Source organism: Embleya sp. L77 (assembly GCF_055557415.1).
In genome coordinates this window covers 3248671-3272645 of the sequence record NZ_CM145710.1, presented here as the reverse complement: position 1 = coordinate 3272645, position 23975 = coordinate 3248671, and the positions used below count along the sequence as shown (strand labels likewise).

25 protein-coding genes and 1 pseudogene are annotated in these 23975 nt (G+C 71.1%); 10 read left to right on the top strand and 16 right to left on the bottom strand.

The genetic code is table 11. From position 1 onward, the window contains the following. Nucleotides 1–42: 42 nt before the first annotated feature. The gene (locus tag ACZOOI_RS43770) at nucleotides 43–822 is read right to left on the bottom strand and encodes a ferritin-like domain-containing protein (protein ID WP_465282387.1); all 780 of its coding nucleotides are present in this window, start codon (nucleotides 820–822) and stop codon (nucleotides 43–45) included. Nucleotides 823–924: 102 nt separating this feature from the next. On the opposite strand from ACZOOI_RS43770, the gene ACZOOI_RS43765 reads away from it, so the two are divergent. After that, entirely contained in the window at nucleotides 925–1344 is a 420-nt protein-coding gene (locus ACZOOI_RS43765) for a hypothetical protein (RefSeq protein ID WP_465282386.1), read from the top strand. Between the two features lie 647 nt (nucleotides 1345–1991). On the opposite strand, the gene ACZOOI_RS43760 is transcribed toward ACZOOI_RS43765, so the two are convergent. Continuing rightward, nucleotides 1992–2804 (bottom strand): alpha/beta fold hydrolase, encoded by an 813-nt coding sequence (locus tag ACZOOI_RS43760; RefSeq protein WP_465282385.1) that lies wholly within the window; start codon nucleotides 2802–2804, stop codon nucleotides 1992–1994. A 156-nt stretch (nucleotides 2805–2960) separates the two neighbouring features. Here ACZOOI_RS43760 and ACZOOI_RS43755 point away from each other — a divergent pair, with 156 nt between their 5' ends. Then, entirely contained in the window at nucleotides 2961–3665 is a 705-nt protein-coding gene (locus ACZOOI_RS43755; protein WP_465282384.1) for a TetR/AcrR family transcriptional regulator, read from the top strand. 1398 nt (nucleotides 3666–5063) lie between these two features. Next, the gene (locus ACZOOI_RS43750) at nucleotides 5064–5981 is read left to right on the top strand and encodes a DUF6891 domain-containing protein (RefSeq protein ID WP_465282383.1); all 918 of its coding nucleotides are present in this window, start codon (nucleotides 5064–5066) and stop codon (nucleotides 5979–5981) included. Nucleotides 5982–6310: 329 nt separating this feature from the next. Here the strand turns inward: ACZOOI_RS43750 and ACZOOI_RS43745 are convergent, their stop codons facing one another. Then, a complete protein-coding gene (locus ACZOOI_RS43745; RefSeq protein ID WP_465282382.1) occupies nucleotides 6311–6772 on the bottom strand; it encodes a replication-relaxation family protein in 462 nt (153 codons plus the stop codon). On the opposite strand from ACZOOI_RS43745, the gene ACZOOI_RS43740 reads away from it, so the two are divergent. Together ACZOOI_RS43740 and ACZOOI_RS43735 are read left to right on the top strand one after the other, a co-directional pair. Continuing rightward, nucleotides 6679–6975, top strand: coding sequence for a YciI family protein (locus tag ACZOOI_RS43740; protein ID WP_465282381.1), 297 nt, complete (start codon nucleotides 6679–6681; stop codon nucleotides 6973–6975). The genes ACZOOI_RS43745 and ACZOOI_RS43740 overlap by 94 nt on opposite strands. 165 nt (nucleotides 6976–7140) lie before the next feature. Next, nucleotides 7141–7725: a DUF3558 family protein gene (locus ACZOOI_RS43735; protein ID WP_465282380.1), complete on the top strand. Its 585-nt coding sequence runs from the start codon at nucleotides 7141–7143 to the stop codon at nucleotides 7723–7725. A 49-nt stretch (nucleotides 7726–7774) separates the two neighbouring features. Here the strand turns inward: ACZOOI_RS43735 and ACZOOI_RS43730 are convergent. The 4 genes and pseudogenes from ACZOOI_RS43730 to ACZOOI_RS43715 all read right to left on the bottom strand — a co-directional run. Continuing rightward, nucleotides 7775–7989, bottom strand: a pseudogene (locus ACZOOI_RS43730) (ISNCY family transposase); the annotation flags it as partial. Nucleotides 7990–8166: 177 nt separating this feature from the next. Next, nucleotides 8167–9654 (bottom strand): MFS transporter, encoded by a 1488-nt coding sequence (locus ACZOOI_RS43725; protein ID WP_465282379.1) that lies wholly within the window; start codon nucleotides 9652–9654, stop codon nucleotides 8167–8169. A 113-nt stretch (nucleotides 9655–9767) separates the two neighbouring features. After that, a complete protein-coding gene (locus ACZOOI_RS43720; protein WP_465282378.1) occupies nucleotides 9768–10976 on the bottom strand; it encodes an acyl-CoA dehydrogenase family protein in 1209 nt (402 codons plus the stop codon). A gap of 66 nt (nucleotides 10977–11042) precedes the next feature. Beyond that, nucleotides 11043–12599, bottom strand: a complete 1557-nt coding sequence (locus ACZOOI_RS43715) for an acyl-CoA synthetase (protein WP_465282377.1) — start codon at nucleotides 12597–12599, stop codon at nucleotides 11043–11045. Nucleotides 12600–12773: 174 nt separating this feature from the next. On the opposite strand from ACZOOI_RS43715, the gene ACZOOI_RS43710 reads away from it, so the two are divergent. From ACZOOI_RS43710 to ACZOOI_RS43700, 3 genes are all read left to right on the top strand, one after another. After that, the gene (locus tag ACZOOI_RS43710; protein WP_465282376.1) at nucleotides 12774–13439 is read left to right on the top strand and encodes a TetR/AcrR family transcriptional regulator; all 666 of its coding nucleotides are present in this window, start codon (nucleotides 12774–12776) and stop codon (nucleotides 13437–13439) included. 429 nt (nucleotides 13440–13868) lie between these two features. Then, nucleotides 13869–14438 carry a hypothetical protein gene (locus tag ACZOOI_RS43705; RefSeq protein ID WP_465282375.1) on the top strand — a complete coding sequence of 190 codons (570 nt, stop codon included), beginning with the start codon at nucleotides 13869–13871 and terminating at the stop codon, nucleotides 14436–14438. Between the two features lie 166 nt (nucleotides 14439–14604). Further along, nucleotides 14605–15681 (top strand): protein kinase family protein, encoded by a 1077-nt coding sequence (locus tag ACZOOI_RS43700; protein WP_465282374.1) that lies wholly within the window; start codon nucleotides 14605–14607, stop codon nucleotides 15679–15681. A gap of 381 nt (nucleotides 15682–16062) precedes the next feature. Here ACZOOI_RS43700 and ACZOOI_RS43695 read toward each other — a convergent pair whose 3' ends face one another. Continuing rightward, nucleotides 16063–16650, bottom strand: coding sequence for a TetR/AcrR family transcriptional regulator (locus ACZOOI_RS43695; RefSeq protein ID WP_465282373.1), 588 nt, complete (start codon nucleotides 16648–16650; stop codon nucleotides 16063–16065). Nucleotides 16651–16735: 85 nt separating this feature from the next. Here ACZOOI_RS43695 and ACZOOI_RS43690 point away from each other — a divergent pair, with 85 nt between their 5' ends. Beyond that, nucleotides 16736–17749 (top strand): saccharopine dehydrogenase, encoded by a 1014-nt coding sequence (locus ACZOOI_RS43690; RefSeq protein WP_465282372.1) that lies wholly within the window; start codon nucleotides 16736–16738, stop codon nucleotides 17747–17749. A gap of 165 nt (nucleotides 17750–17914) precedes the next feature. Here the strand turns inward: ACZOOI_RS43690 and ACZOOI_RS43685 are convergent, their stop codons facing one another. The 6 genes from ACZOOI_RS43685 to ACZOOI_RS43660 all read right to left on the bottom strand — a co-directional run bounded on the left by ACZOOI_RS43685 (nucleotide 17915) and on the right by ACZOOI_RS43660 (nucleotide 22226). Next, a complete protein-coding gene (locus ACZOOI_RS43685) occupies nucleotides 17915–18643 on the bottom strand; it encodes a hypothetical protein (RefSeq protein ID WP_465282371.1) in 729 nt (242 codons plus the stop codon). Then, nucleotides 18588–19394, bottom strand: a complete 807-nt coding sequence (locus ACZOOI_RS43680) for a hypothetical protein (protein WP_465282370.1) — start codon at nucleotides 19392–19394, stop codon at nucleotides 18588–18590. The genes ACZOOI_RS43685 and ACZOOI_RS43680 overlap by 56 nt, the downstream gene beginning before the upstream one ends. A 97-nt stretch (nucleotides 19395–19491) precedes the next feature. Then, nucleotides 19492–19677: a DUF4240 domain-containing protein gene (locus ACZOOI_RS43675; protein WP_465282369.1), complete on the bottom strand. Its 186-nt coding sequence runs from the start codon at nucleotides 19675–19677 to the stop codon at nucleotides 19492–19494. 114 nt (nucleotides 19678–19791) lie between these two features. After that, entirely contained in the window at nucleotides 19792–20796 is a 1005-nt protein-coding gene (locus ACZOOI_RS43670; RefSeq protein ID WP_465282368.1) for a YdcF family protein, read from the bottom strand. A 650-nt stretch (nucleotides 20797–21446) separates the two neighbouring features. Then, entirely contained in the window at nucleotides 21447–21761 is a 315-nt protein-coding gene (gene mihF / locus ACZOOI_RS43665) for an integration host factor, actinobacterial type (protein ID WP_465282367.1), read from the bottom strand. Between the two features lie 333 nt (nucleotides 21762–22094). Next, complete coding sequence (locus ACZOOI_RS43660; RefSeq protein WP_465282366.1) at nucleotides 22095–22226, bottom strand: hypothetical protein; 132 nt, start codon at nucleotides 22224–22226, stop codon at nucleotides 22095–22097. A gap of 276 nt (nucleotides 22227–22502) precedes the next feature. On the opposite strand from ACZOOI_RS43660, the gene ACZOOI_RS43655 reads away from it, so the two are divergent. Further along, the gene (locus ACZOOI_RS43655; RefSeq protein WP_465282365.1) at nucleotides 22503–22679 is read left to right on the top strand and encodes a hypothetical protein; all 177 of its coding nucleotides are present in this window, start codon (nucleotides 22503–22505) and stop codon (nucleotides 22677–22679) included. On the opposite strand, the gene ACZOOI_RS43650 is transcribed toward ACZOOI_RS43655, so the two are convergent. Together ACZOOI_RS43650 and ACZOOI_RS43645 are read right to left on the bottom strand one after the other, a co-directional pair. Further along, nucleotides 22654–23115 (bottom strand): DUF5954 family protein, encoded by a 462-nt coding sequence (locus tag ACZOOI_RS43650; RefSeq protein ID WP_465284167.1) that lies wholly within the window; start codon nucleotides 23113–23115, stop codon nucleotides 22654–22656. The genes ACZOOI_RS43655 and ACZOOI_RS43650 overlap by 26 nt on opposite strands. 31 nt (nucleotides 23116–23146) lie before the next feature. Beyond that, nucleotides 23147–23683, bottom strand: coding sequence for a DUF2716 domain-containing protein (locus ACZOOI_RS43645; RefSeq protein ID WP_465282364.1), 537 nt, complete (start codon nucleotides 23681–23683; stop codon nucleotides 23147–23149). Nucleotides 23684–23975: the final 292 nt, after the last annotated feature.

Sequence of the window (23975 nt, the reverse complement as noted above, 5' to 3'; positions counted from 1 at the left end):
TCGGCGTCGGTGGACTCGACGATCGTCCGCAGGGTGGGGGTGCTATGCGGTCCGGGGTTCGGTGGGTCTCGGGCCCATGGCGTTGACGCGCTTCGGGGGGCGCAGGTCGACCATGCGGCGTGTGCCCCACAGTCGGTCGTAGGCGTACGTCGCGTGGATGCCGATCCTCAGGGCCAGTCGTCGAGCGCGCGACCAGCCGAGCAGGTGACCCATGCGGGCCGTCACTGCGAGGCTCACGTCGCGGTTCACCTTGATTTCGGCGCGGGCGGTCCTGCGCAGGGCGCGCCGGATGTCCGTCGCACCGGCGCGCGCGGACAGGCGCAGCAGTTCCTCGTGGCAGTACGCGAGGTGGTTCTCCTCGTCGTCGCAGATCATCCGAATGCCTGTGCCGATGTCGGGCTCGTCGCCGAGGTATCGGCGCAACATCCGCATGTCCTCGGCGGCGCGCTGTTCGGTGACACGGCTGTGCACCAGGTATTCGACGATGTCGGCCTCGGTCAGCGGCTCGCCGCGGCGCAGCCGGTCGTGGGCGAGGCCGAAGCCTTGGCGTTCGAGCAGCATGCAGTAGTCCGTCTCGGGCGGGACCTCGACCGGCTCGAGCCCGCGGCGGTGCAGCATGGCGTTGAAGATGCGTCCGTGCTTGTCCTCGTCGGCGCCGTGCCGCGCGATCTTGGGCGCGAGTTCCGGGTCGGGGACCAGGGCGGCGATGCGCCCGTTCTCCCACCCGCCCTGGCTCTCGCCTTTTGCCGCGATGCTGCAGAACAGGCGGAATGCCTCGTCGTCTCGGTGGATCTCCCGAAGGATGCCGCGGGGGCTGAGCATGACCGGGCCCTCCATCTCCGCAGGCACTGCGCGTGCCGCCGAACTCGGTCATCGGACCAGGTACGGGAACAATCGTCGGATGAGCGTGCATACCACCTCGCGGTGAAGCGAAACCGGATGATCGATCCACAGCCGTTCGCCACGATCACCGCCGACACCGGTTCCGCCATCATTCCCCTCACGCCGGTTCGGCCCGGTAGCTTCACCGAGGGCGGCCACTCCAAGGATGAACGGTGGTGCCGGGCCGACCCACCCTGCCAGGGCCGCCCCGGCCAGAGCCCTCCGGACGCGGCCGCAACCCTCGCCCGCACGTGGCACACCCGCCTGGCCACCGGCCTGCGCCTCGCCGGAGCCACGGAACCGGCACCGCCCGTGCCCGTGCCCGTGCACGTGGCGTACTACGCCGACCTGCTGCGCAAAAGAGCCCCTGTGGTTGCACGCGCCACTCGCAAGCTGTTCCCGAACGGCGAAACGCGCACGACCGCAGATGAGTCTCGGAACGTGAAGCCAGTGGTCGACTGAGGGCCGGGCGGTATCCGACCGCCGGCCTCGACGAAAGCAGGCCGCGCATGGGGGAGAACGAGCCGGCCGGTCGGGTCGGTGTCGTCCGTCTGGCCTGTGTACCGGGCCCGAACGCATTGCAAGGAACTCGACCACGCAACCACAGCCCCCGGGGTCGAAGACGTGACCGAGGAGGAGGTCACCCGCCGCCTCACCGACCCGAAGTTCACCGAGGGAGGCGATGGAGTACGTCGAAGGCGAGCGGCTCTTCGCGGCATGACAACCGGCGAGCACACAACCATGGGCGTGCTTGCGAGATCGCACCAAGGTCGGACCGAGCGGCTCGACACCGGGTCATGCCCGGCGCCGTGCCCTCGTAGCCGACCACCGTTCCTTGCGCGGCTCCCCCGGTTCCCCCGTTCATCGCCGACATCGACGATGGCCACCGAGTCCGTCGCGCCCCGGCCGGGATCCGGATGCTCCGGACGGTGGGCGCGGAGACCGAACAGATTCGAAACAGAGCGTCCGTCCGGGGCCTCCTCACCAAGGTGAGGAGAGCCCCGGACGAGTTCGGCCCGCACTACAGCACCGGGTGGGCGCACTCGGCGACCCTCGTCCACCCGGCTGACGCGGCCGTGCTCGAGCGCGTGGGTCCGTCCGGTGGGTGCTCAGGCGAAGAAGTCGGTGAGGACGGGAGCGAGGACGGCCGGGGCTACTTCGTGGGTCTGGTCGGGCAGGGTGGCGTACCGGGCGGTGGGGGCCGCGGCGGCGACGCCGCGGGTGGGGGCACGAAGGGTTTCGGGGCTCGCGCCGCCGTCGACGGCCAGGACGGGCACGGTGATGCCCGCGAGGAGCCCGACGGGGACGGCCGCCCCGGTGTCGGCGCCGAGTGCCGCGGCGTCGTACGCGAGGGTGGGCGCGACGGCTTCGAAGGCCGGCCACATCGGGGTGGCGCGCATCTGCTCCACCACCGGGGCCGGGGCGCCCGCGTAGAGCATGAGTTCGGCGACGGCGTCGCCGTACCGGTCTTCCGCGAGCGCGGTGCGAAGGTTGCGAACGTAGCCGGCGAAGCGCGCGGCGCCGTCGTCGTCGGTGGTGAACGGGGGCTCGTAGACCGCGACCTTGCGCACGCCGATGTCGGCGGTGGCGGCGCGCAGGGCGAGCGCGGACCCCGAGGACATCCCGACGACGTACGCGGTCCCGCCGGCCGCGGCGATGACCGCGGCGAGGTCCTCGATCTCGCGCTCGACGTCGAACGGCGTGGTGTCGCCGCTGTCGCCGCGCCCGCGCCGGTCGTAGGTGAGGACCGTGTGGTGCGCGGCCAGTTCCGCGGCGAGGGCGGGGCCGGGACCGAAGACGCGGTGGCACAGGGCGCCGTCGACGAACACGACCGCGGGGCCGCTGCCGGTGGCGGTGTAGGCGATCGGCGTGCCGTCCGCGGAGACGACGGTGGCGGGGGCGGTGTCGAGCGTGACGGTCATGACGAGCCTTTCGGGGTGTGTGCGGGGCCGCTGCTCGCGCGGCGGACCGCTATTGTGGACGACGTCCACATGGTGCGTGCGGCCGGGATCCGGTCGCCGTGGCGGACGACCGGATCCTGCCACACACATGTGGACGACGTCCACAATGGAGGAAGCGTGCCCGCCGACACCCCCGAGCCCCCGTCCCGCTCGCGAAGCACCTACCGACACGGCAACCTGCGCCACGCCCTGGTCGAAGCCGCTCTGGAACTGGCCCGCACCGGAGGGCCGGACGCGGTCGTACTGCGGGAGGCCACACGCCGCGTCGGCGTTGCCCCGAACGCCGCCTACCGGCACTTCGCCGACCGCCACGCCCTCCTCGCCGCCGTCGCCCAGGCCGCCATGGCCCGACTCGCGGCCGCCATGGAGACCGAGATCGGCGCCGTCACCGCACATTCGGCCGACGACGCCGACCGACTCACCACCGCCCGCGCCCGTTTCCGCGCCGTCGGCCGGGGCTACGTCGCCTTCGCCCAGGCCGAACCCGGCCTGTTCCGGATCGCGTTCACCTTCCACGCCGACATGGCCCGGGCCGAGGACAGCACCGCCGCCGGCCCCGCGGGCCGTACTCCGTTCCAAATCCTCGGCGACGCCCTCGACGGCTTGGTCGACGCGGGAGCACTCGACGAAAGCCACCGCCCCGGCGCCGAGTTCCTCGCCTGGTCCGCCGTCCACGGCCTCGCCGCGCTCCTCGTCGACGGCCCCCTGCGCGGCCTCACCCCCGCCCAGGCCCGCGCGTCCACCGACGACCTCGTCGACATGATCGAACACGGCCTCCACACACCGCCGACAACCAACGATCACCCGCGCACGGACGGTTGAACGTTCCACCACCGACCCGGTGCGTCGGAGCCCGACCGGCACCCGAACGTGAAGGCGACGACGTCGCGTTCACGGACAGCGCGCCCGGTCGCACGCACACCGTCGCGTCCACACCGCAAGGTCCCCGCCCCGGCCGGCCCACGCCGGATCCGCCGGCGCCCCTCCGGTGACGTCCACGCTCGGCCGATGGCGCTTCCGCGCTGTGCGACGCCCACTTCGTCGCGCACTGACGATTCGGCGCCGACGCCCGGTTCGGTGGCGCAACGTTCATCACGGGTGCCGACTTTCCCCCTGGCCGTCGTCTCGGCTGCCGTGGACATCGACCCGGTGCGGGTTCGGACCGTGATCGGGGTCGAGGCCGCGTACCCGGTCCTCACCGACACCGACCTCACCCAGTGCCGGGTTCCTCGGCGCCTTCCACCTCGACCAACTCCGCCTGGAGGGCAACACCCGCTTCGCCCGCACACCACCCGGGACCGACCTGCTCCGCGGCCTGCCCTGGGCTGGACCGACCGCCCGGCGCCGGCCGAGGAACACCACTGGCGCGCCCTGCCCCTACCCGGACGTCGCCCGCGACTGCGCGCCGGCTGGACACCCGCCCCCACCGCCCTCCGGCTCGCCACCCAGCACGTGATCCCGCCCGACGCGGTGTCGCGGTGTCGGATGGTCCTTACCGGCCATCGGCACACGAGAGCCGCGGGTAAGTCGTCGGGCTGGTCGGCGGCCGGGACCGTGTGCGGCTCCAGGCGGAGTTCGCGGTGGCAGGCCGCGACCAGCGCGGTCGGGGCCTCCGGCTTCCAGGCCGGGAGCGTGTCCTTCTCGACCAGAGCTGTGTACCACCAAAGCACGTTCATGCCCAGGATCAGGATCCCGGCGAGTTCGGCCCATGCGGGTGCATGGTTCGGCGAGGAACGACCCTCGGCGCACAGGTCCTTGGCCTCGAGTTCGAGGGGGTCGATCTCCCAGCAGGTCCGGGGTACGACGGCGGCCGTGTGGATACGGTGCTTGTTGCCCCGGTGGCGTGCCTGCACGGAGTTCACCAGGCTGTGGGCACTCGGGTTGGGGTTCGTCAGTGAGTGGCCAAGTCCCATCGCACCGGCGTCGGTCTCCCAACGCAGGACGACGAAGTCCCCGACCACGTCGGCCCCCGAGAACGAACCCGGCTTTCCGGGAGGTGCTCGTTTGAGAACCGGTCGTGAGTCGTCGCGGGTTTCGGTGGCTCGCTTGAGCACGGACATGGCTTCGCCCGTCCGGGCGTCGCCCCTATGGCGCCCCCGCCCACAACCACGTTCTCGCGCAGGGCGACTCCTCGACTGCGTTCGCGAACAATCGTTCATGTTGTCGTTTGACCTCCGAGGCCGCTGCTTCACTGTCAGAGGGCTGTGGCAGAGTCTGCGGATGCTCGAGATCGTGGTGCAGACGGAGAATGGGGAGCGGCACGTCCGTGTGTCCGCCGAGGACTTGGCCGAGTTGGTGCGGCGAATCGGCCGTGACGGTGATCGGTTCCTGGTGGTCCAGCGGGTACCCGACCTGCCGGATGTCTTCGCCCAGGTCTGGCACGAGGCCGGCGGGGACTACACGCTGGAGCACCGCGACGGCGCCGCGGATCGACACTTCCAGGTGATGGTCGACAATCCCGAGGCCGTGGTCGCGGCGATGACCGGCTGGGCCCGCCGGGAGTTCGGCTGGGGCGCCGGTCTGGCCTGGTCGGTGCTGGACATGGGGCCATCACGTGAGGTGCCGCCGCTCGACCTGGACGCAAGCGAGTGCGAGTTGCTGGAGAAGCGGGTTCGCGAAGTGCTGGTCGGCGGGTACGCCTCCCGCGCCGAACTGGCGGAGCTTGCCGAGGAGTACTTGGTCACGGAAGATCGTCGGCCCGTTTCGCGTGAGCAGGGAGCGGCGCTGGCCGACCGGATGTGGCTGGAACGCGTGGCGGAGCAGGCCGAGTGGCAGGGCGAGACCGACCCGGAACGGCTGACCCGCGCGTTTGCCTTCCTGCAGGAGGTCGGTATCACCGCCCGTGAGCACTTCACCTGCTGCCGCACCTGCGGCGACTCCGAGATCGGCGGCGAAAGCAGGCCCGGCGCTCGCGGATTCGTCTACTTCCACGCCCAGTGCACGGACTCGGCGGCGGCAGGCCGCGGATTGACGCTGTTCTACGGCGGCTTCGACGGTTCACCCGAGACCACCGCAGCCGTCGGCCACGAGGTCGTGGCCGCGCTCGAAGCGGTGGGCCTGGCCGTCGAGTGGGACCGCGACCCCGGTCGGGCGATCATCGTCAGCCCTATGGACTGGCGTCGCCGCCTGGTCGGATAGAACACCTCGGTAGCGGCCTGCCGCTCGGATGTCCGGGCTTTCGGCCGTCACGCACCGGCTCCTCGGTGCGGCAGCGGTCGGTGGCCCGGGCGCAGCGGGGCGCGAACGTGGCGTGGGCGGCCTTCACCTGATCCTCTGCTTCGATGCGCGGCCGGGCGGGCAGCGAGTTTGGCCGCCGCCGCGGCAAGCAGACTCACGACAGCCTCCAGCACGACCCCGATGAGCACCAGGGCGAGAATTATCACGAACTCCCGTCAATAGGGCGGATGTTGATGTCGCCAACCATCGGCGAAACGACGAACGCCGGTGTCCGCGCCGGACGATGACGGTCACCGTCCGCCACCACCGGGGGGCCCATGGGGGCCCGGTTCATGGACGAGGACGACACCCGCGCGGCCGCCGCGGCGGAGCTGCGTCCGCCGGCTGGACGACGCGCCGGCGCGACCGCCGGCGCGGCGGATCGCCGGCTTCGTCTCCCGTTCCGCGTCCAAGGCCACCACCGCCGCGCCGGCCGGAGCCAAGGCGAAGTGTGAGGGGTACGAGCCGCGGTCCGCCCTGGGGCGGAACCGGATCACGGCCTGTGCGGCCTCCAGGTCGCGGGCCGGGATCCGGGGCGTTCGGGAGTGCGGCGCAGGCGTGAGGCGTGCTACCCACGTGCGGTTCGGTAGAGTCCGAGCGTGTTCGGTAGAGTCCGAGCGTGGCTGTGTTCCTCGTCTTCCTCCGCCGCTCCGGTCCTCACTGGGATTCGTCACGCCCCACGGAGGAGCAGTCCGACTGGCCCGCCCACGCATCCTTCATGGACGAGCTGGTGAAGTCCGGTGTCGTCGTGTTGGGCGGACCACTCGCCGACGAGCATCGCGTGGTGCTCGTCGTCGAGGCCGAATCGCAGGACACCGTCCGTGCCCTGCTCGCGCGTGATCCGTGGAGCGAGACGCACCTTCGCGTGGACGGCGTCGAGCCGTGGACGATCCGCCTCGATGGTCGGCGCGCCTAGAGTCCGCCCGAGGCTCAGGGGGGTGGCGTCGGACTGCCACGGCGTGCATTCCTCCGCCTCGTCACCACTCCCCCACCCGACCGGGTGGCGGCAGACCGGGACGCGCGGCAGAGCGGCCGCCGAGGTTCGTGGCCCGGCGGTGCCGCCGTGTGCCAGTCTGCCCCCATGCAGAAACGACAGATGGCCGCAACGGCAGCGATACTGACCGTCCTGGTCGGCGGTGTCGGATGCAGCGGGGACGACTCGGATTCCTCGGCGAGCGAATCATCGACGGGAGCCACCTCACCCGCGAAGACGCCGAGCGCTTCGAGCGGCGGCAAGACCACGAAGTCGGACTCCTCGAAGTCCGCCGCGACGCTGGCCGGCCTGGACTACTGCGCCCTGCTGAGCGCGGCTTCGCTCGGCCCACTCGGATACCAGCCGGGTGATGGCAAGCCGGACACCATGAACAACCTCTACGACGGGGGCTGCAAGTACGACAACCGGAGCACCAGGGTGGCCATGGTCGTCGACATCGACACGATCACGCTCGACACATCCCAGGGCCGGACGTTCGACGTGTCGGGCTTCCCCAACGTGGCGTCGTTCGACACCGCCACCTCATGCCAGCTGGACGTCCAGGTCGGCAAGGACCTGCTGCACATGGGGGTGGAGAACTTCTACGGCGACACCCCCGCGGTCAACGGCAAACTGTGCGACGTGGCCGCGGACTTCGCCAAGCAGGTGGTCGCCGCCGCCACCCGAACATGACTCGCCGCAGGACACGACGGCGGGACCCGGCGAAGTTCAGTCGCCGTCAGAACCGCCGCCAACTCGAGGAGTCCGCGACCTCACGCCACTGCGTCTCGTAGCCGAACCGGTGGCGGCGTCGCTCGGCGAGCACCACCCGAACCGCGCGATGAGCCGCTCGTCGTCCAAGGAGGCGTCGATCCGGGCGAGTTCGTCGGGCAGCCGCCGGGCTTGCTCCGGCAGCCTCTCCCGCCACGGGTCTTGCACCACAGCCACATCCAGCACCGCCACCACCCCCGACGTCTCACCTCCACTGTGACGGCCCACGGAAAGGCACGGCACTTCCTCGGGTCACCGCAGCCCTGACCCGGACTTCCTCGGGTCACCGCAGCACCGACCCGCACTTCCTCAGGTCACCGCAGCACTGACCCGCACTTCTCCAAGAGCAAGCAGCCGGCGGCATCATCGGTGTGGGGCGGGCGTTGGAGTGGCGATGCCCGGCCGGGTTCGGGTGGTCGTGGTGAGGACCGCCGCGGTGGCGGCGATCAGCAGGGAGAAGCCTGCGGAGATCCACCAGACCACCTCGAAGGCGGTTTCGGTGGGGAATCGGCCGCCTTTGAAGGTCATGCCGGTGAGGACGGCGGCGAACACGGCTCCGGAGATGCTGCCGCCGAGGGTCTTGGCGGTGCTGTAGATGCCGGTGTCGACGCCGGTGCGCTCGGCGGCGCCGGCGTCGAGGACGAGGACGGGCAGCATGCTGAGTCCCAGACCCAGTCCGAGGCCGAGTGCGACGTCGGCGACGATGAACTGCCAGGGTTCGCTGTGTGCGAGGGCGAGGAAGGCGAATCCCGACGCCATGGACGCGCTGCTGAGTACGAGGACCGCGCGCGAGCCGATGGCACGGGCGATGCGTGGCGCGAGTGCCGATCCAAGGAAGGCGCACAGCGCGGCGGGCAGGAGCATCCAGCCGATGGTGAGGGTGTCGTAGCCGAAGCCGTAGCCGAGCTTGTTGGGCGGTGTGGCGAGGAAGAGCGCGGCGGCGGTCTTGGAGGCGTACAGGGTGACGCCGAGCATGAGGGCGGCGGCGTAGACCGGCCAGAGGCTGCGGCGTGTGGCGGTGCGGATGTCGACGACCGGGTATTCGACGCGTAGTTCGACCAGTACCCACGCGGCGAGCAAAAGGGCGGACGCGGTGAACACGACCAGGGTGCCGGGCCGGCCCCAGCCGTGCTCGGCTCCGCGGGAGAAGCCGAGCATCAGGCCCGCGAGCCCGCCGCTCAGCAGCGCGGCGCCGGTCCAGTCGACGCCGCCGGGCGCCCGGGTTGCGGTGTCGGGGACCAGGACGAACGTCAGGACCGCGCAGACGATGGTCGCGATCGCCGGCACCCAGAGAATGGCGTGGACGTTCGACAGTGCCTCGCCCAGCAGACCCGAGGCGACGAACCCGATGCCGGTTCCGCACGTGAGCGCGCCGACGAGCATCCCGACCGACTTCCGGGCGCCGTCGGCGGTAAGACGCCCGCGCACCAGGCCGATTTCCAGGGGCAGCAGCGCGGTGAGCGGCCCCTGCAGAACCCGGCCGAGCAGCAGAACCTCGAAGGACGGCGCCCAGGCGACCAACACCGATCCGGCGGCGACGAAGACCATGGCGATGCGCAGCAACAGGCGGTGGCCGTACAGGTCGCCGAGGCGGCCGAACAGCGGGACGCACACGGTCGCGGCGACCAGTTGCACCGCGCCGATCCAGTTGAGGTCGCCGGTGCCGATGTGCAGGTCGGTGCCGAATCTGGGCAGCAGCGGCGGGATCATGCTCTGCACGATTCCGCTGAGCAACTCGATGAAGACCAGGAATCCGACCACGGCCGCGACGCGGCCGGTGCCCGGCGGCATGTCCGGGGCCGGGTCGGCCGCGGGTCTGCCGGCGGCGGGGTGGTTGAGGGCACGCGACATCAAGGACTCCAGGCGGGGTGGCCGGGCGGGGCCCGGGAGGAAGGACCGGCACGTACGGGAGGCGATGCGGAGCGGGTGGTGCGGGTGGTGCGGGACAGCCGCGGCAACGCGGGTCAGGGCCGGCGGTCGCCGAGCAGGAGGCGTCCGGCGATGGCGTTCTTCTGGATCTCCGAGGAGCCGGTGAGGATCCGGAACATGCGCAGGCGGCGGAACAGCGATTCGGGTTCGGAGCCCTGGACGAGCCCGGCCTTGCCGTGGATCTGCACGGCCTCGTCGGCGATCCGGAAGGCATTCTCGGCGACGAACAGCTTGCACATGAACGCCTCCGTGCTCGGCCGTCCCCCGGCGTCCAGGACGGCGAGCGCGTCGTACGTCATGGCGCGTGCCGCGTAGTACGCGGTGGCCATGTCGGCGAGCTTGTGCTGGATCGACTGCAGCATGCCCAGCGGGGCGCCGCCGACCTGGCGGGTGCGGGCGAAGTCGACGCTCAGTTCGAGTGCGCGGCGGGTCATGCCAAGCACCGTCGGGCAGTGCAGCAACCGGTTGACGGTGATGCGGCCCAGCCCGATGCGCAGGCCGTCGCCGACCGCACCGAGGAGGTGCTCGGGGCCGACGCGGCAGCCCTCGAGCACGATGTCGGCTTCGATGTGCTCGCCGGACATCGGGGTCCGGCCGTCCAGGACGGTGACCCCGGCGGCGTCGAGGTCGACGAGGAACGCCGAGAACACCGGCTTCGTGTCGGCCTGCGGGGGTTGGGAGTCGGCCATCCTCGCGATCACGACGGCGAAGTCGGCGAACGGTCCCGCCGAGGAGAACACCTTGTGGCCGGTGATCCGCCAGCCGTCGCCGTCGGGCGTGGCGGTGGTGCGTATCGCCCGCACATCGGACCCGGCGTCCGTCTCGGTGAGCGAGAAGCAGCACGCGCGTTCGCCGCGGATCACCGGCAGCAGGTACCGGTGCAGTTGCTCCTCGGTGGCGTGGTCGAGGATCGAGCCGGCGCGCAGCGGGCCCCCCATGTCGCCGAGCACGCTGTGCTGCAGGACGCGGCCGGACGCGCCGACTTCCTCCTTCAGCGCGGCGAGTTCGGTGTACGTGAGCCCTTGACCGCCGTGCTCGACCGGCAAGTGAACGCCGTAGAAACCGAGTTCGCGGCTGCGTCGCCACACGGGCTCCAACTCGGCCCGGGTATAGCGGGATTCCTGGGTGAGCCCCAAGTTGTTCTCGTAGTCGGCGAGTTCACCGCGCAGGTAGTCGCGCAGCCGGGCGACGAGTTCACGCAGACGCGGGTTGTGGTCGTATGAGGGTTCGAGGGTGAAGGACATGGTGGTACTCCTGGCCGGTGGCGTGGGCTGCGGGACGCGGGGAGGTGCTCGGATGCGGGAGGGCTTTCAGTGGACGCGGCGGTCCGTACCGGCCCAGTAGGGTTCGCGGATCGCCCGGCGGTCGATCTTGCCGTTGGGGTTGTGTGGGAGCGCGTGGGTGAAGGCGACCGATTGCGGCTTCTTCACGCGGGCCAGCCGGGACGCGCAGAACTCGATCAGTTCCGCCTCGGTCGGCGCGGCCCCTTCGCGCGGGACCACGACCGCTTTGACCGCTTCGCCCCACTGGGGGTCGGGGATGCCGATCACGGCCGCCTCGAACACGTCGGGGTGCTGATGGAGTACGGATTCGACCTCGACGGCGTAGATGTTGAAGCCGCCGGAGATGATCATGTCCTTCTTGCGGTCGACGATGAAGACGTACCCGTCGGCGCGGCGCCTGGCCAGGTCCCCGGTGTGGAACCAGCCGTCGCGGAAGGACTCGGCGGTCAGCCCGGGCTCGTTGTAGTAGCCGGCGACGACGTCGGGGCCGCGGACGGTGATCTCGCCGATCTCGCCGTCGGGCACCTCGTTGCCGCTTTCGTCGACGATCCTGACGTCGGCCTCGCTCAGCGCCCGTCCGCAGGAGAGCAGCAGTTCCTCGTCGTCGCCGTCGATGGCGCGCCGGTGGTCGTCGGTCGACAGGAAGAGGACGCCCGAGGTGGTCTCGCCGCAGCCGTAGCCCTGGGACAGGACGGGGCCGAAGAGGTCCCAGGCGGCGCGGATGCGGGCGGCGGACATGGGGGCTGCGCCGTAGATGAGCTGCCGCAGGCTGGACAGGTCGTACTTCCGGTTGTCCGGCAGCGCCAGCACGGTGTTGACCATGGTGGGGACGACGAAGGCGTGGGTGGCCCGCTCGCGTTCCACGGTCGCGAGGAACTCCTCGGCATCCCAGCGCGGCATGATCACCGCGCAGCCGCCGGCGAAGAGGGTGCCCAGCAAGGGCATGCCGGAGGCGTGTGTGACGGGTCCGGCGAGGATCTGCCGGGATCCGGGGCCGACGCGGGTCTCCGGGTTCATGACCGTCTTGCGCATCAGCGCCAGCCGGTTGCCGTACGTCTGCACCGCGGCCTTGAGCTTGCCGGTGGAGCCGGAGGTGAAGTGCAGGACGGCGATGCCGTCCTCGGCGCAGTCCACGTCGACGGGCTCGCGGGCGGCCGCCGCGAGCGCTTCCGCGTAGCCCTCGCCGAGGTCGCTCGGACCGTCGTAGCCGAGCACGGTCGCAACCGAGGTGCCGGGTAGGGCCTCGCGGGCGACGCCCAGGTGCGCGGCGTCGGTGAGCAGTGCCTTCGCGCCGGACTCGCGCAGCAGGTGTCCGACCTCGGCCACACCGAGGCGGGCGTTGACCGGTACGCGGGCCAGCCCGGCCTTGTACAGCGCGACTTCGGTGACGACGAGTTCGGCGCGGTTGGCGGCGAGCGTCGCCACCCGGTCGCCGGGCCGCAGACCCTCGGTGCGCAGGACGTCGGCCAGCCGGTCGCTGCCCTCGTCGAGATCCGCGTAGCCCAGGCGCACGTCGCCGCAGACGACGGCTTCCGCGTCGGGCTGGTGGCTGCTGGTCCGGCGCACATACCGACCAAGGTTCATCGGGACTCCATTGCCGCGGGACGGCGGCGCACGCCGACGTCCCGCTGTCGATCGGCGCTCCCAGTCGAGTCACGTTATTGAACAGTGAGTCTGGAAACGTCTTTGGTGTCCGGCAACGTAATATGGCGGGGCCGCCAGGTCAACGGTTCGCGTACGAGAGAGATGAGTCCGGCCATGAAGCCCGCCCAGGACCGCCGCGTCCGCCGCTCCCGCCGCGCGCTGCGCCAAGCCCTCGTCGACCTGGTCCTGGAGAAGGGCTTCCAGGCGATCACCGTGGAGGAGATCACCGCGCGGGCGGACGTCGCCCGCGCGACGTTCTACGCGCACTACCGCGACAAGGACGACCTGCTCGTCGGCATCGTGCGCGACCTGGCCGAGGACCGCGAGCGACTGCTGCCGGCGGTGACCCAGGCCCAGGCCCGCGGGTTCACCGGGCTGCCGGTGCGCTACATCTTCGAACACGCGGAACAGGAGCGGGACGTCTACCGCGTCATCCTCCGCGGCGAGGGCGACGGACGGGCGCTGCGGGAGTTCACCGCGATCATCTGCGACCGGGTCGAACGGGTCTTCCGGGAGCGGGCCGAGCAGCACGGCGCCACGCCCCGAGTGCCGCTCGACGTCGTCGCCCGGGCCTGGACCGGCGAACTGGTCGGCGTCCTCACCTGGTGGGTGGAGACCGACACCGGCTACACCGCGACGGAGATCACCACGCACCTGCGCGACCTGTCGGTGTACGGCCGCGTCTGGGCCTCCGGGCTGGCCCCCGCGGACGTGCCCGGCGCGTTCGACGTCCCGCCCACCGCACCTCCGGCCGGCGAAGCCGCGCCCGGGGAGGCGTGAGCCCACATCCGCGCCGCTTCCTGTCGGGCAGCGTTTCCCGGACGCCATGTCCGGTAACGGCTCTCCACTGAGCACCGGGGAACGCCACCGATGCTCCAGCCGACCTGGTTCGCCACCGATCCGGTGGTGTCGTGGTGCGGGCGAAGCGTGTGCGACGAGGTGAGGCAAACGGCTGTCAGCTGCCGCGAAGATGTCCTGGGTACCCGGTTCGGCGGCGACTTCTCGGCGACGGCTCGCGATCCGCCGGCCGTCGGGGCTGCGTACCGCCTCGGCGTGGTACAGCCGAAGCTTCGCAGGTGAATGCGGCGCGTTCGCCGGCTCCCCGGTGGTGGACGCGCATCTCGACGGTCGCGCCGGCCTTGTGGCCCGCGCGGGCGGGGTTTCATCGACAACGACCCCGATCGACTGCTGACCCGCGCGGTCACAGCCGTGCTGACCCCGGCGCGGGCCGGGCGCGCCGTGTTGACCGTGGACGACGTCGGCACCGGCTGGACCGCCGGCGCGCCGACCGACACCGGGCCCAAGCCGGCCGCCGCGCCGTACTCGGGCGTCAGCGGCGACGCCGGGTGCGACCGCGCCCTGGCGGGCGCCCCGACCGGCCCGATCGTCGTCCTCCTAGGCGTACAACGAACCTTCGAGAACACGGCCGGAATCCGACTGGTCGCCACCGTCCAGGCATACGAAGGCAACGGCGCCGCGCCTCAGTTGGCCAAGACCCGCGCCATGCCGGCCGGCTGTGCCGACCTGCCCGTGCCGTGGGCGGGTGCCACCTCACGCTTTCGTGCCGTCGCCTCCCCCACGGTCGGGGACGAAACACTCGGCATGCGCATCGTCACGAACCAGAGCGGCGGCACCGGAACCGTCGACTCGATCCTCGTACGCATCGGGCCCAACCTCGCCACCATCACGCTCCCCGCCGACGCCGGCCTCGACCCCACCACCTCGGACCGACTCGCCCGCCGCGCAGCGGAACACCTCCGACATGCCGGCCGCGACTGACCGACCCACACATGTCGCGCATGATTCTCTCGTACACACCCACAAAGTCACCGGGCAGGTGCGGCCGGTGGTGCGGTGGTCGCAGCTCGGCTCGGATTCGCCGCCATCGCGGGATGCGCGACGCGAGGCCGGCATCCGGATGGAGGCAACAGTGAAAGTCCCTGACATGTCGCACGGTGCGCGTCTCACCGCCCATGGCGCCGTCTCCACATCCCTGGCCATGTGCAGTGATCGCGCACTGCGCGAACTCGTGGACACGGCAGTGCCGATCGGGTCCGGCATCGGCGGGAAGTCGTCCCTGCTGGAGGTCGCCGGAACCCCGATCTTCGTGAAGCGGGTGCCTCTCACCGACCTGGAAAGGCAGCCCGAGCATGTCCGGTCCACGGCGAACCTGTTCGAGCTGCCCGACTTCTGCCACTACGGCGTCGGCGCCATCGGCGGGCCGGGCTTCGGGGCCTGGAGAGAGCTCGCCGTGCACACCATGACGACCAACTGGGTACTCGCGGGCGAATACGAGGGCTTCCCCCTGATGTACCACTGGAGAGTGCTGCCCGACACGACGCCCCTGCCCGAGGAACTGGCAGACGTCGAACGGGCCGTGGCCTACTGGGGCGGCGGATCGCAGGTGCGCCGCCGGATTCGGGCTCTCCAACAATCCTCGGCGAGCGTCGCGCTGTTCCTGGAGTACATCCCGCAGAACCTGCACCAGTGGCTGGGCACCCGGATCGAAGCAGGAGACCGGACCACCAACCGGGCCTGCACCATGGTGGAGAGGGAACTGGCAGCCGGCACCTCGTTCATGAACAGCCGCGGGCTCCTGCACTTCGACGCGCACTTCGAGAACATCCTGACCGACGGTCGGCGCCTCTATTTCGCGGACTACGGCCTCGCCTTGTCCTCCCGGTTCGAACTGTCGAAGGACGAGGCCGACTTCTTCGACCGGCACCAGACCTACGACCGCGATTACACCGCCACGTATCTGGTGAACTGGCTGGTCACCGCTCTGTTCGGATATCGGAGAGAGGACGGGGACGGCCGCTACGAGCTGGTGCGCGCCTTCGCGGAGGGCAAGCGCCCCATCGGAATCCCCGAGGAGGCCGCAGCGATCCTCGCCCGGCATGCGCCGACCGCCGCCGTGATATCGGACTTCAACCGCACGTTCCAGCGCCGGAGCAGGCGGACCCCATATCCGCTGGAGGAGACCCGCCGAATCGGCCGCATGTACAGCCCATCCGTCGACTGACGAGCCTGCAAGACGGATACCACCCGGCGCAGGGAAGCCCTGCCCTGGCACCAAGCGACGGCCTGCGGGGGACACGGTCTCCCCCGACACAACCCGTGCGGGCGAGCCGCGTCGTCCCCGTGCGGGGACTCAGGGTCGCCAGGCACGCGCTGACGGCCTGTTCCCACGGGTCGCCGGGCACCGGGCAGGGCCATGGCGCAGAGTTCGAGTGCGCCGCGAGTGTGGCCGGCGCATCCCGCTCGACGCGGCGGCGCCCGACCCGGGCACCGCACGGGACCGGCATCGCATGCACGCGCGGGGGTCCGTGGCTGCCGCGCGAGGCGCGGTGGGCGTCGATGATCCGCTCCGTCGGAGTTACGGGTGAAATCCAACCAAGCGACATCACAACGGAGACCTCAGTAGTCCGCCCACGATCAGGCCGGTCAGCGCGTTGACCACATCATCCACCGAGGCCCGTCCGCGATTCAGTTCGGCGGCGAGCGCCTCGGCCGCACCCAGTACGCCGGCACAGCACAGCCGAAGGGCGTCGGGCTCGAGATGTGTGTACGGCCGCAGCGCGGCGGCCATCAGGTCCGCGTAGTTGTCGGTCATCTCCTGTCCGCCCGTCTCCATGTCCGGATTGCCCTTCAGCGCCGCGGAAACGGCGTTGAGTTCCGGCATGTCGGTGGCGCAGGCGAAGTACGCGGCGCTGATGACGCCGGCGACCTCCTCGGCGGCGGGAGCTGCCTCTTGCAGTGCCCGGGTGACCGAGGCCCGGTGGCGTTCGTCCAGGCGCCGGTAGAGCGCGAGCAGCAGGCCGGGGCGGGTGCCGAAGTGGTCGTACACGATCGGCCTGCTGACGCCCGCGGCCTCGGCGAGGGTGACCAGCGTGAGTCCGTCGGCGCCGCGGGTGCGCACGATCGCCGCGGCGGTGTCGAGCAACTGCTCCCGCCTGGCCGGCTTGGACAGGCGGGTCGGTGTGGTCGCCATGGTCCTCCCTTGCTGTCACCTCCCAGGCTATGCTACAAAACGTAGGTTACAAAATGTAGGTTAGTGACTGCGAAGGAGACTCACCATGGGACGGCCCAACTCGGTTCTGATCCTGGGCGGTTCGGGACAGGCGGGTGCGGGCGCCGCCGCCGTGCTGCGCCGATGGCACCCGGAATTGCCCCTGACGATCGCGGGCCGCGACCTCGGCCGCGCGCAGCGGGTCGCCGACGAACTCGGCGCGGCCACGGCCGCGACCGTCGACCTGCGGCGCGGGGATCTGGGCCTGCCGACCGACGGAGAATATCTGGCGGTCGTCGCCGCGCTGTGGGACAACCGATTGCAGGGGCTGCGGTACGCGCAGGAGCGCGGACTGCCCTACCTGAGCATCTCCAGTGGCCTGGTGGACATCGCACCGGAGATCGTCGCGAGCGCCCAACGGCCGGGAAGTCCACCGGTCTTGGTGGCGAGTCACTTCTGCGCGGGGATCGGTGTTCTGGCGACGCTGTACGCCACCAGGGAATTCGAACGGATCGACACGATCCGGATCGGCGCCGTCCTGGACGAGTCGGATGCCGGCGGCCCCGCGGGGCTGGCGGATCTGGAGCGATGGGCCACCGCCACCTCGGCCGGACTGGTACGCCGTGACGGCGTGTTCACGTGGGTCGCCGAACCCGATGCACGAACGGATGTACCAGCTACCGACGGGATCCTCGTGCCCGGCCAGAGCATCGCCATCCTCGACGTGCCGAGTCTCGCCCTGGCGACGGGAGCGCCGAACGTCCGCTTCGACCTCGCCGTCGGCGAGTCCGCGCGTCGGCGACGCGGCGGCCCCGCCTCCGTCGAGGTCCGGATCGACGTCGAAGGAACCGGCCCGGGAGGGCAACCGCGCAGCCTGCACCGCTACCTCGTCCATCCGGAAGGGCAGCGACCGCTGACCGCGCTGGGCATCGCCCTCGGTGTCGAGCGACTGCTCGGGCTGCGCGGCGAAGCCGTACCGCCGGGCGTCCACACCCCCGAGGCGCTGCTCGACGCGTCCTACGCGGCCGAGCGTCTGGAGGAAATCGGCGCCGAGTTCGTCGACGCGCCCGGCGACAACTGAACACCTGCCACCGAAGGGTCGAGCCAGGTCACGCATCGGCACCGAAAAGGCCGATGCGTCGCGCGGTTCATGAAGTGGCTCGTTGATGGACGAACTCGGCGTATTCGCCCGGACGATCGTGGCGGGCACCAGCGCAGGAAGCGACGGGGAATCCACACCCCCTGTTCATCCGGCGTCCGAAGGCTCCTGCTCGCCGTCGCCGTCGGAATCGACGTCCTTGATCGGGAAACGCGCCGCGCCGTCCGCTGCGACGGCCTCGGTGGCCGCCGGCCGGTCCGGGGACGTCGCGGTGATGACGATCCGAGCTCGTGCGATCGGGGCTGCTTCGCCGGCGGGGCGCGGCCGGGGGCCAGTGGCCGGAATCGGCGGTGCGAGGCCCATGCCAGGGGGCCGCCGTGCGGTGGGGGGAGCGACGGGAGGCATGGTCGGTGGGCGGGTCCGGGGTGGGGCGGCCGGGGCCTTCGGGTCGGGCGCCGAAGCGGTGGGCTGTGCTTCGGCTGCCGGGGTCGGCTCGCCCGACGCGGTGTCGTCGGGCGCGTCCCGGGTGAACAGGTGGAAGGGAAAGGGCGGCGGGGGCGGCTCGGCCGGCGCTGGTGGTACGACACCGAGCCCGGGCCAGGTGTCGCGGACCTCGTCCAGGAAGGCCCGGTAGTCGGTGCCGTGTGCGTACGCGGCTGCGTGCAGGGCGTCGAGGGCGGCCTGCAGGGAGTCCGGCTGGGCGGCGCCGAGCAACGCCGGCAGGGCGAACGCCTGTTGGAGCGCGTTGGGGGTGGTGCCGTTCGGGAGGGTGATCGTGGTGCGCGGGACATCGGGGTCCTCGAACAGGCGCTGCCACAGCTCACCGGAATCGTCGAACGGCGCGGGCAGCGGCAGGCCCGCGTCGAGCGCCGCCAACGCGGGAGCGATCCAGTCGACATCGGCGAGCCCCGCAAGGGTGGACGTTCCCGCCCACCCGCCGCAGCCGCTCCATCGGCAACCGGCCCGCCCACTCGCGCAGTTCGTACTCCCGGACACACTCCGCCCGCGCGCGGGCCTCTTCCTCGCGGGCCGCGCGCGCTGCCGCGGCCCGCTCGCTGGGCGTCGGCGGCGGTGGTCGATCCCGGGCGACCTTGTGCCAGTACGCCGCCTTGTCGCTCGTCTGCCGCACCACGCGGTCCGGTTCCACGGGCGCGGGCCAGAACTGCAGCAGGTATCGGTCGACCGGCGGCTCGTCGTCGAACACCACGCCGTGGGCGCCCGCCTCGTCCATCCCCACCGCGCAGTAACGCACCCGATGGTCCACCGGATCGAGTTCGAACTCGCACGCGTCCGCGTCCCCCCACTGCGCGAGCCGCACGGTGCGGGTCAGCGGGGTGAACGGGGCCTCGACCACCTCCTCCCACCGCCCGTCCACGGTGGGCGGGCCGTCGTGGACCTCGATGGTCAGCCCCACACTGCCGGTGTGCATACCGGTGACCAGGAACAGGAACCCCTCCACCGCGGCGCCGCACAGGCCGTTCGCCTGACCCGCCCGGTGATCCCCTTCGGACGCCGCCCACTCCGCGCGGCTGCCGAGTTCGAGGCACGGGGCGTGCGACACACCAGCGTGTCCGGCGCGGGTGAAGGCGTGGCGGGCCGCGTAGTTGACCTCTTCGTAGAACAGCACTTCCTCGGCCTCCGTGTCCCCCGGGGATGCAGCACCGGCTAATCGGCGAGGCTGTCAGGGTTGGCCAAGGCATTCCCGTACCAGTCCCGTCCTTGAGCTATGAGGCCGCGGCGCGGAAGTCGATGAAGCTGTCGTCCGAGCAGCCGCCGGCGATGAGGTAGGCGGCGGACCACCGGTCCCAGCGGTATGCGGCGTCGTGCAGTTCGGTGAAGCGCTGCTCGTAGGCGAACACGTCGTTGCGGGTCCGCACAGCCAGGACGTCGACCAGCCTCTCGGCTTCCATGACCAACAACCCGCATCGACTGTTGGTGGCCGATTGGGATTCCCCACTGGCGGCCATTTGGCGGGGAGTCATCCGGCCGCGATTGTCACAAGGAGGCCCACCGATGCCCCGCGCTCACAGCCGCAGCCAGGCGGCCATGCCGGATACGGCAATGAGCAGGCACACACCGAGGTTGACGACCTTGTAGGTGAGGAACACCGCGACGAACTCGCGGATCGTTGCGCTGGGGCGGAAGTACGAGGCCGTCGGAGCGCCGATCACGTGGCCGCGGACTCCGGTGCGTCGGGCGGTGAGGGCGGCGCGGAAGGCGTGGAAGTTGTTGGTGACGATCAGGCACCGGTAGTCGGGGTCGGCGGCCGTCATGATCGCCTTGCTGAAGAGCAGGTTCTCCTCGGTGGTGCGTGAGCGGTCCTCGCGCACGATCCGTTCCGCGGGAAACCCGCCGGCGATCAGGTAGTCGGCCATCGCGTGCGACTCCGGCAGGTTCTCGTCGGGGCCCTGGCCGCCCGACGTGATGAGTACGGGCTGGTTGCCGCGCGCTGCTTGGGCGTCGAAGAGGGCTCGCGCGCGGTCGAGTCGACCGGCCAGCAGGGGTGGCACCGTATCTCCGCCGACGAGTCCCGAGCCGAGTACGACCACGAAGTCGACCGAGCGGCGCACCCGCAACCGCTCGTAGAGGAAGGCGTAGCAGACGAAGCACAGAAAGAGGAAGGACACATAGCCGACCACCAGGACGACGGTGCCGGTGACCACGATCAGTGTGCGCGATCGGGTGATCAGGGCCGTCACCAGGAGCGCGACCACGGCGACGATGCTCAGCCCCGCCAGCAGCGAGAGCAGGTTGGCGGGGCGGATTCCCTCCCGGCGCACCATCGTCGCGCCGTTGGACACCAGCGCCCCGGCCAGCACGAGCACGCCAACGGCCGGCGCGAGCAGCAGGACCACGGTCACCGCCGTGACGAGCGGCCCCGGCAGCCGAGCGAGTTCACCGAGCAGCCCGACGACGAGGGCGACGAAGGCCAACCCCAGGTACACGGCGTTGCCGAACCGGCGGCGGTCGCGCAGGACTCCGACGAGGAAGAACACAAAGAACAATGCGGAAAGGAGATAGGCGAACACCGCCGAATCCTACGCAGCGCAGACGGCGGCACTCACGAGGGTGTCACGCAGGATCACGGCCGCGATCACGGTCGGATCGCGGCGCTCGACGTCGGGAGCGTCGGGGACGTCGGGGACGTGCCGGCGGCTGGGGGCCGTCGCTGTGCAGGGTCGGCATCGACTCTCTGTTCCACGGCCGGTGTTGGGGTGCCGGTGGGCTCATCGGGCTGCCGGTGGGCTCCCTGGGCGATGCGTCGGGCCGGACCACCGGGTGCGGAGCCGCGCTCGGTGGTGGGCGGGGACGCGGTAATAGGGTCGGCAGGGACTGTCGTCGGCATCGGGGTGGGGGTCCATAGGGTGTACCGCGTGTCGGGGAACGGCTTCCCGGCAGGACGACACGACCGGCGAGCGCGACGGACCGCCGCCCTCAGCACGCGAGCGCACGGAGAAACCACTCGGGCACCCTCCACCTGCGCCCTCGGGATCGTGTGGGGCGACGTCGGGGCGACCGCCCGTGAGGCAAGGAACCCACGGCCCGGGGCAGGACCGGGAACGACTTCCGCAGATGAACCGGGAGATACACCACGCCATGGGCGGTTTCGGGCGCGGCGCGATACGACTGCACATCCTCCCCACAACCCGTGCCCGGCGCAGGGACCAAGCCTTGTCGGTCAGCCCTGCGGGTCGAACCGCTCCAGAAGCCGGTTGCGTTGTTGGACGCCGAGGCCGCGTACGCGGCGGCGCTCGGAGATCTCCAACTCGCCCAAGAGCCTGGCGGCCCGCGCCTTGCCGACGCCGGGAAGGGATTCGAGCAGGGCACGGACCGGCATCCTGCGCACGGCGTCGGAGTCGGCCGCCAACACCTCGCCCAACGACAACCGGCCGCGCTTGAGCGCCTCCCTCACCTCCGCCCGCTCCCTCCGCACGGCGGCGGCCTTCGCGAGCGCCGCCCGGCGCTCCTCGGTGGTCAATGACGGCACGGCCATCGGGGTGCTCTCCTCGCATCGCTCGGAACGGGACGGAACAGAACGGAACAGGACGAGACGGGACGGAATGAAACGGGAGGGGGCGGGACGGGCCCATCATGCCCCTCCGCCCGGAGCCTCGACCAGCGACTTCGACGACCCGGGGTCCCGATCGAGGGCGCGAGCACACGACATCATGCGGCCGACCGGCCATGTCTCGGGGCTCGGGGCCATGCGGGGAATCACCGAAACGCGGGTGCCCGCCGCGGACTTCCCGTTCCCTGGAAGCCGGGACACTCCGCGGGTCGACGACCGGTCGGCCGCGAGGGCGCAGGCCCAGGCACGGGTGCGGGATCAATCGATACCGGAGCGGCGGCCGACCTGGTGCAGCCAGGGCACCTCGGCCATCAGGCGGCCGAGTTCGTGCGCGACCGTCTCGTCCAGAACGGCACGCAGGTCCTCGGGCACCGGTCGTCGCCCAGGCACGGCCATCCCAGCGCGGCGGCAACACCGATCTCGGGCGGGCGCGCGGGGTCCGACCAACACGCGCGCGTGAACACGGCGGCAGCCTCGTGGCGGTGTCCCCTCGCCAGTTGCGCGATCGCCAGGACCAAGCCGGCCCGCAGGCGGGGAACCTCCTCGACGAGCCCGGCCGGTCCGAGGGGGAGGCCGATCGGCCGCCCCGGGGGTGGCGTGCGGAGGAGCGCGGGCCATCTGCCGAGCGGCTTCGGCGAGGAGCTCCCAGAAGTCCGCGGACACGGGATGGACATCCCCGATCTCTTCGAGAACGCCGAGCACCAACCCCCACTCCTGGCGCCCGACGTCCTCGCGAACGTCCCCGACCGTCTGGCCGTTGTCTGCCGCGGCGTCCTCGGGCAGCAGATCGACGGCCTGGCGAAGGAGTGTGAACGCGTCATCCATGCCCGGCATTGTCCGTGACCCCGGACGCCCTGTTCAATGACCGATTACGGCGGCCCCACTTGGTCGTCAGTGGTTCGAGGTCCGGATCGGGGTCCTTCGCGCCCTGCCCCGGTCCGGTGTGGCGGGGCCGGGGTCGGTGTGGCGGGGCCGGGGTCGGTCTGGCGGGGCCGGGGTCGGTGGGTCGGGGTGGTTCCGGGGTGTCGCCGTCGGTGTGGATGTACTCCTCGCCGCGCACGATCCGGTAGCGGGTTCCCAGGACGCGGAGTTCGTCGACGGTCTCGGTCTCCAGGCGGGCCACCGCCGCCAGGAGTTCGCGGCGTACGGCCGGTCGTCGGTGTCGTCCCGGGCCTTGAACCACACGCACCGGCGCCCGGACGGCGCGGGCGACAAGGAGCCGGTGACGGTCCTGCAGGAGGGGATCGAATTCCTCGGCTGGGGCCGGGCGGACGAGCATCACGAACACGCGTCGCCGCCGCGCGGTCCGGTCAGCCGGCGGGTGCCCCGTCCCGGCGGAGGGGTCGCCCGAGGATGCGTCGCACGTCCTGTTCGACCTCGTCCAGGAGTTCCGCGCCGAACACGCACAAGGTGTGTTCCCAAGGGTGCCCGAAAGCGCCGAAGCGAAGGTCCTCCGCGAGGAAGACGTGGTAGTCCCCCTCCGGGTACGGACCGAACGGCCAACCCTCGCGCGAACGCCCCTCGAGCACGCGCGGCAGGAACATGTCGGTCTCCGGGACATCCGGGCGGAGCCGGTAACAGGTGTGCTGCCAATCCAGGATCCACAGCCACTCCCCCGGCCCGCAGCGCTCGGCGAGCCCGTCCTGGACGACGCCGACCAGACGGTCGAGGTTTCGCTCCCCCGGGTCGTGGTGCAACGCGTCGAGACTCCACGTGACCGACGGCGAGGGCTCCGTGATCCCCGGGAACACGCACACGCCGGGCCTGAAGGCGAACCGGGCATCGAAACGGTCCCAGATATCGGAGTATTCGGGACCGGACAGACAACGCAGGCGTTCGGCGACCACCAGGCAAACCTATCGTCGCGTTGCCCGATCCGGCTTGGCGAGGTCCGTCAAGGCGCACCCTCCCCCGACGCAGCGCTCCCCCCGCTCCTGGTCGCGGACGAACCCGCCCTGGAAACGATCTCATCTCCCGCACGGGAAACCGGACGAACGTTCGCGCTGTGCCGCCGGGTACACGGCTCTCGTGAACAGCCCGTCGGAAGCGTCGAGGCCGGATGTGTCCGAGAGTTGGCTCTCACGGGAACGTTCGCCGGGTCGCCCGTCGACTCCCCGAAGCGTGCGAATGGTGACGTTC